Origin of the sequence: Serratia sp. SA088, from assembly GCF_049065515.1 — a bacterium.
GTDB classification, from domain to species: domain Bacteria; phylum Pseudomonadota; class Gammaproteobacteria; order Enterobacterales; family Enterobacteriaceae; genus Serratia; species Serratia nematodiphila.
In genome coordinates, this window is sequence record NZ_JBAKGW010000022.1 from 1 (window position 1) to 5,581 (window position 5,581).

The following is a 5,581-nucleotide window of genomic DNA, read 5'->3' on the forward strand; positions in this document are numbered from 1 at the left end:
GCGGTTGGAATAAAACGAATTTGCCTGGCGGCAATAGCGCGGTGGTCCCACCTGACCCCATGCCGAACTCAGAAGTGAAACGCCGTAGCGCCGATGGTAGTGTGGGGTCTCCCCATGCGAGAGTAGGACACTGCCAGGCATCAAATAAAGCCGAAAGCCCTGAACTGACGTTCAGGGCTTTTTGCTGTGCGTAAAATAAATATCCTGACAGTATCTATTACTTTGAAAAATGCCTTTTTGGGCATATGTAGCTTATCCTTATAAGGAAGCATAATGTTTCTTTGCTAGGGAAATAGCCAGCTAAATATATAATTGATAGTTCCAGATTATTATTTAAATAATAAAAATATCTATCTATGAACAGACTGATGAGAATTATCCGGTTATATCAAAGATAAATCTTAATTCTTCAGTGTATTAGTCGATAGATTTCACGTTAATTAAAACAAATATTAGCCAGACGCCTCGAATCGAGTAGACTAGGCGGAAGATTATTTCCGTATAGGTACTGAACGTTATGTCTACTGAAAGCGCGTCTTTAAAAAACCACAATACGTTTGCGCTCCCGGTCAACGCAGCGCACCTGATCATGGCCGATAGAATTGAGCTGATGCTCAAGGTGTGGCAACAAACGCGCAAGCGTCAGGAGCCGTTGCTGATTCTCGGTGAAGGTAGCAACGTGCTGTTCCTGGAGGATTTTTCTGGCACAGTAATGGTCAATCAGTTGAAGGGTATTGATGTTCGGGAAGATAACGATGCCTGGTATCTCCACGTCAGCTCCGGTGAAAATTGGCATGACCTGGTGCAATATACGCTACAGGCCGGGATCTGCGGTCTGGAAAACCTGGCGTTGATTCCTGGATTGGCCGGTTCCGCCCCTATCCAGAACATCGGCGCCTACGGCGTCGAATTGAAAGACGTCTGCGAGTATGTCGATCTGCTGGACTTCTCTACCGGCGCTATCGATCGTATTCCGGCTGCCGAGTGTGGTTTTGGCTACCGGGAAAGTATTTTCAAACACCGTTTCCAGACCGGACATGTCATTGTTGGGCTGGGTCTGCGTCTCAACAAACAGTGGCAACCCAAATTGAGCTACGGCGATCTGGCCAAGCTGGATCCTGCCACGGTGACGCCACTTCAGGTATTTGAATCCGTATGCGCCATGCGTCGCAGCAAGCTGCCCGATCCGCGTGAAACCGGCAATGCCGGCAGCTTCTTCAAGAATCCGCTGGTGAACGCAGAGAAAGCCGCAGAACTCATCGCTCAATATCCCGGTATGCCGCATTATCCACAGCAGGATGGCCAGGTGAAGCTGGCCGCCGGATGGCTTATCGATCAATGCGAACTGAAAGGATATCGTATCGGTGGCGCTGCGGTACACCGCCAACAAGCGCTGGTGCTGGTGAACATCGCCAACGCCCACAGTCAGGATGTGGTGGCGTTGGCGCGCCACGTACGCAAGACGGTGGCTGATAAATTCGGCGTGTGGCTGGAACCTGAGGTGCGTTTTATTGGCGCGACCGGTGAACTGAATGCCGTGGCGGTGCTGTCATGAAAGATACCAAGGTTCCGTTAAAACTGATCGCGCTGCTGGCTGACGGCGAATTCCATTCCGGTGAACACCTCGGTGAGTCACTGGGCATGAGTCGCGCGGCGATCAATAAGCATATTCAGACCATTCGCGAATGGGGACTGGATGTCTTTACCGTGCCCGGAAAAGGCTATAGCCTGCCTGGCGCCATCCAGCTGTTGGAAGCCAAGCGAATCCTCAGCCTGCTGGAAGACAAGCGTGTAAGCGTGTTGCCGGTGGTCGATTCCACCAACCAATACTTGCTGGACCGCATCGACGAATTGCACTCTGGTGATGCCTGCGTCGCTGAATACCAACAGGCTGGACGAGGGCGTCGCGGGCGGCAGTGGATCTCGCCATTCGGCGCTAATTTATATCTGTCGATGTTCTGGCGACTGGAGCAGGGGCCGGCAGCGGCTATGGGGCTTAGCCTGGTGATCGGGATGGTGATGGCGGAGGTCTTGCAGCGTCTCGGTGCGGCTGATGTGCGCGTGAAGTGGCCTAACGATCTTTATCTGAACGATCGTAAATTGGCGGGGATCCTGGTCGAACTGACGGGAAAAACCGGCGATGCGGCTCAACTGGTCATCGGCGCCGGCATCAACCTGGCGATGCGTGATACCAATGCCAGCGCCATTACTCAGGGATGGATTAACCTACAGGAAGCGGGAATTCAGATCGATCGCAATGAACTGGCTGCAACCTTGCTTAATGAACTGCGTCAGTCATTGAAACAGTTTGAGATAGACGGACTCGCGCCCTTTATCGGTCGCTGGCGTACCCTGGATAACTTTATCGACAGGCCGGTCAAGCTGCTGATTGGCGAGCGGCAGATTGTGGGTATCGCCCGAGGAATCGATTCACAGGGCGCACTGCTGCTGGAACAGGACGGGGAGATCAAGCCCTTCATCGGTGGCGAGATATCGCTGCGCAGCGCGGAATAGTGAGAAAAGACAAGGGGACAGTAACGTCCCCTGAATCGATAGGTAGGCTTACTTTCTTAAACGCACGCTTTCAACGGCGTGGTTAGCGCTTTTGGTCATTATCAGGCTGGCGCGTTCACGGGTGGGCAGTATATTCTGCTGCAAATTCAATCCGTTAATTTCATTCCATAATTGCGTGGCGATATTAATCGCCTCCGGTTCCGGCAATTTTGAATAATTATGGAAATAAGAATCGGGATTGGAAAATGCGCCCTGACGGAATTTCAGAAAACGATTGATATACCAGCTTTGCAATAGCGTCTCCGGCGCATCGACATATATAGAGAAGTCGACAAAGTCGGAAACGAATACGCGATGCGGATCGTGAGGATAATCCATACCGCTTTGCAATACGTTAAGCCCTTCCAGGATCAGAATATCCGGTTGCTCGATGACTTTATTACCTTCGGGCACAACGTCATAGATCAAATGGGAATAAACCGGGGCGGTGACACGTTTGGCGCCGGATTTCACTTCCGACACGAATTTCACCAGGCTATGCATATCGTAAGACTGCGGGAAGCCTTTTTTCTTCATCAGGCCGCGTTCGTTCAGCACCTTATTAGGGTGCAAGAAGCCGTCGGTCGTGATCAACTCAACGCTGCGGTGTTCTGGCCAACGGCTCAACAACGCCTGCAACAGACGTGCGGTTGTGCTCTTACCTACGGCTACGCTGCCGGCGATGCCGATGACATAGGGAATCTTTTGCCCGTCGGTGCCGAGGAATTGCTCGAGCACCGCCTGCCTACGCAGGTTGGAACTGATATAGAAGTTCAACAGCCGTGACAGCGGCAGATAAATCTGCGCAACTTCTTCCAACGAGAGATCTTCGTTAATCCCTTTCAGTTTAACGATCTCTTCTTCCGACAACGTCAGCGGCACCGAATCTCGCAACGCAGCCCATTGGGTACGATCGAACTGTAGGTAAGGCGTTGCTAAAGATTGATCTCTTTTTATCATAAGCCAAATTCTGCCTGTTAACGCAGGTTGGGAAAGGCGCCGGACGCCAACTCCAGAGAATAAACAAGCTGCATATTATAGACAGCTTCGTTTTTGGCGTAGACTTTTTTCGCAAAAGTTGTCGATAGGCAGCAGTTTATGTCAATTGTGCGAAGCGGCGCGCAGTTGATAAAGCGGGGTTGCAAGGCGGTATCATCAGAGCCGGATACCGCCTGAAGACTAACTGGCGATGGCGCGCGAAGGCTGATTTACGGTGAACAGACGTTTGTAATAAATGACGGTCGGATGGTAATGCCCATCGGGACCCGCTGCATAATCCGGCAGCTCACCCAAACAGCGATAACCCAGGCTGCGATAAAGCGCTTCTGCCGCCGAACCTGCCTGCGTATCCAGATACAATAGCCCGCGTTGTTGCTGCAGTGCCGCGTACTCCAGCGTCTTCATCAGAGCCTGGCCTACACCGTTGCGGCGAGCACGGCTATGCACCAACAGCTTCACCACCTCCGCACGATTACGGCCGTTCGGCTTCTGGCAAAGCTCGAGTTGCACGGTGCCAACGACGCCGCGATCGTCACGGGCAATCCACAGCAGCAGCTCACCTTTGGCCAGGGCCGGTCGCAGACTGTGGAAGTAGCTCTCGGCGTCTTCGTGAGGAATTAAGGTGTCGTAACCGACAGAAGCGCCGTGCGTGACGGCATCGGTCAACAGGCGGGCCAATTCATCGCGGTAAATCGGCAATGTAGCGGCGTTGATAGGCACTATTTTCATCGGTCATTCCTCCTGGGATGGGGGTAATGAAGAGAAGCAATAACTGAGCCACAGCGGCGAAAGGCATAGCAACGGCAAAAGGGCGAGGGATCAGTGTAGCCCACGCTGCAGTCCGGGGCAGGTATCCCCTTTTTGGTGCATCGATCCCGCTCACAGTTTACCATCGCGGGTTAAGTGTTTTGAGAAGCCCGACATGGAGAAAGCGGCGCTCAAGGCTTGCAAAAAGTGGATAAAATTGTAGAGAATGATTGCCGCGAGTGATGAATGTTTGCACGCCGCAGGCTGCAAATTGCATGACAGTATGCAAAATTGACTGATTTATGAGCGAAAGTGCGCGTAAAGCAATTTTTTTGTTGCATAGGTCGCCCGCTCTACCTAGAATGCGCTGCACTTGATGCCGGCTTAGCTCAGTAGGTAGAGCAACTGACTTGTAATCAGTAGGTCACCAGTTCGATTCCGGTAGCCGGCACCATTCAAGTCACAAGTAGTTAAAATCTGGTGGGGTTCCCGAGCGGCCAAAGGGAGCAGACTGTAAATCTGCCGTCACAGACTTCGAAGGTTCGAATCCTTCCCCCACCACCAAATCTTGCCTTCGGCGATTAACTGAGATGCGATAAATACCGCAACGGTTGATGGCGGGAGGAGAGGGCGAAAGCCTTCGGCAAGGTTCGAGCTGTGCAGCGCAAGGCGCAGCCGGCCCGAAGGATGCGAGCCGAGTGATGAACAATCCTGCTCCATCCCAAAATTCTACAGAAAAATCAGGTAGCCGAGTTCCAGGATGCGGGCATCGTATAATGGCTATTACCTCAGCCTTCCAAGCTGATGATGTGGGTTCGATTCCCACTGCCCGCTCCAAGATGTGCTGATATAGCTCAGTTGGTAGAGCGCACCCTTGGTAAGGGTGAGGTCGGCAGTTCGAATCTGCCTATCAGCACCACTTCTTAATTTCTCGCCCCCTGATTTTCTTTCTGTTCTGGATTCAACGAGCAAATGCTTGGTTGATGTGGTGATACCACCGATTTATCCGTGTCTTAGAGGGACAATCGATGTCTAAAGAAAAGTTTGAACGTACAAAACCGCACGTTAACGTCGGTACTATCGGCCACGTTGACCACGGTAAAACTACCCTGACTGCAGCGATCACTACCGTACTGGCTAAAACCTACGGCGGTTCTGCACGTGCTTTCGACCAGATCGATAACGCGCCAGAAGAAAAAGCTCGTGGTATCACCATCAACACCTCCCACGTTGAGTATGACACCCCGACTCGTCACTACGCGCACGTTGACTGCCCAGGGCA

At 52.1% G+C, this 5,581-nt stretch carries 5 protein-coding genes, 4 tRNA genes, 1 rRNA gene and 1 other RNA gene; 9 read left to right on the plus strand and 2 right to left on the minus strand.

The annotated features are described in order from the left end of the window. Nucleotides 1-23: 23 nt before the first annotated feature. From rrf to birA, 3 genes are all read left to right on the plus strand, one after another. A 5S ribosomal RNA gene (gene rrf / locus ACOWVD_RS25320) occupies nt 24-139 on the plus strand. A gap of 378 nt (nt 140-517) precedes the next feature. Continuing rightward, nucleotides 518-1,555: a UDP-N-acetylmuramate dehydrogenase gene (gene murB, locus ACOWVD_RS25325; RefSeq protein WP_004929433.1), complete on the plus strand. Its 1,038-nt coding sequence runs from the start codon at nt 518-520 to the stop codon at nt 1,553-1,555. Beyond that, nucleotides 1,552-2,514 carry a bifunctional biotin--[acetyl-CoA-carboxylase] ligase/biotin operon repressor BirA gene (gene birA, locus ACOWVD_RS25330; RefSeq protein ID WP_004929427.1) on the plus strand — a complete coding sequence of 321 codons (963 nt, stop codon included), beginning with the start codon at nt 1,552-1,554 and terminating at the stop codon, nt 2,512-2,514. Before murB ends, birA begins: the two co-directional genes overlap by 4 nt. Nucleotides 2,515-2,562: 48 nt before the next feature. On the opposite strand, the gene coaA is transcribed toward birA, so the two are convergent. Both coaA and ACOWVD_RS25340 read right to left on the minus strand, forming a co-directional pair. Continuing rightward, nucleotides 2,563-3,513, minus strand: a complete 951-nt coding sequence (gene coaA, locus ACOWVD_RS25335; protein WP_025304936.1) for a type I pantothenate kinase — start codon at nt 3,511-3,513, stop codon at nt 2,563-2,565. Nucleotides 3,514-3,732: 219 nt separating this feature from the next. Next, entirely contained in the window at nt 3,733-4,281 is a 549-nt protein-coding gene (locus ACOWVD_RS25340) for a GNAT family N-acetyltransferase (RefSeq protein ID WP_004929422.1), read from the minus strand. A 396-nt stretch (nt 4,282-4,677) separates the two neighbouring features. Between ACOWVD_RS25340 and ACOWVD_RS25345 the strand changes: the two genes are divergently transcribed. The 6 genes from ACOWVD_RS25345 to ACOWVD_RS25370 form a co-directional block, all read left to right on the plus strand. Continuing rightward, nucleotides 4,678-4,753, plus strand: a tRNA-Thr gene (locus ACOWVD_RS25345). A 25-nt stretch (nt 4,754-4,778) separates the two neighbouring features. Continuing rightward, nucleotides 4,779-4,863 (plus strand) — tRNA-Tyr (locus ACOWVD_RS25350). Nucleotides 4,864-4,909: 46 nt separating this feature from the next. Further along, nucleotides 4,910-5,025, plus strand: a non-coding RNA gene (locus ACOWVD_RS25355) — RtT sRNA. A gap of 36 nt (nt 5,026-5,061) precedes the next feature. Beyond that, nucleotides 5,062-5,136 (plus strand) — tRNA-Gly (locus ACOWVD_RS25360). Between the two features lie 6 nt (nt 5,137-5,142). Beyond that, nucleotides 5,143-5,218 (plus strand) — tRNA-Thr (locus ACOWVD_RS25365). A 109-nt stretch (nt 5,219-5,327) separates the two neighbouring features. Then, nucleotides 5,328-5,581, plus strand: a 254-nt coding sequence (locus ACOWVD_RS25370) for a GTP-binding protein (RefSeq protein WP_032983140.1), incomplete at its 3' end; no start/stop codon positions are given.

Bases quoted from the DNA above. Each gene is read 5' to 3' on its own strand.
- ACOWVD_RS25340 (WP_004929422.1), bottom strand. From the start codon at position 4,281: ATGAAAATAGTGCCTATCAACGCCGCTACATTGCCGATTTACCGCGAT.
- coaA (WP_025304936.1), bottom strand. From the start codon at position 3,513: ATGATAAAAAGAGATCAATCTTTAGCAACGCCTTACCTACAGTTCGAT.
- murB (WP_004929433.1), top strand. From the start codon at position 518: ATGTCTACTGAAAGCGCGTCTTTAAAAAACCACAATACGTTTGCGCTC.
- birA (WP_004929427.1), top strand. From the start codon at position 1,552: ATGAAAGATACCAAGGTTCCGTTAAAACTGATCGCGCTGCTGGCTGAC.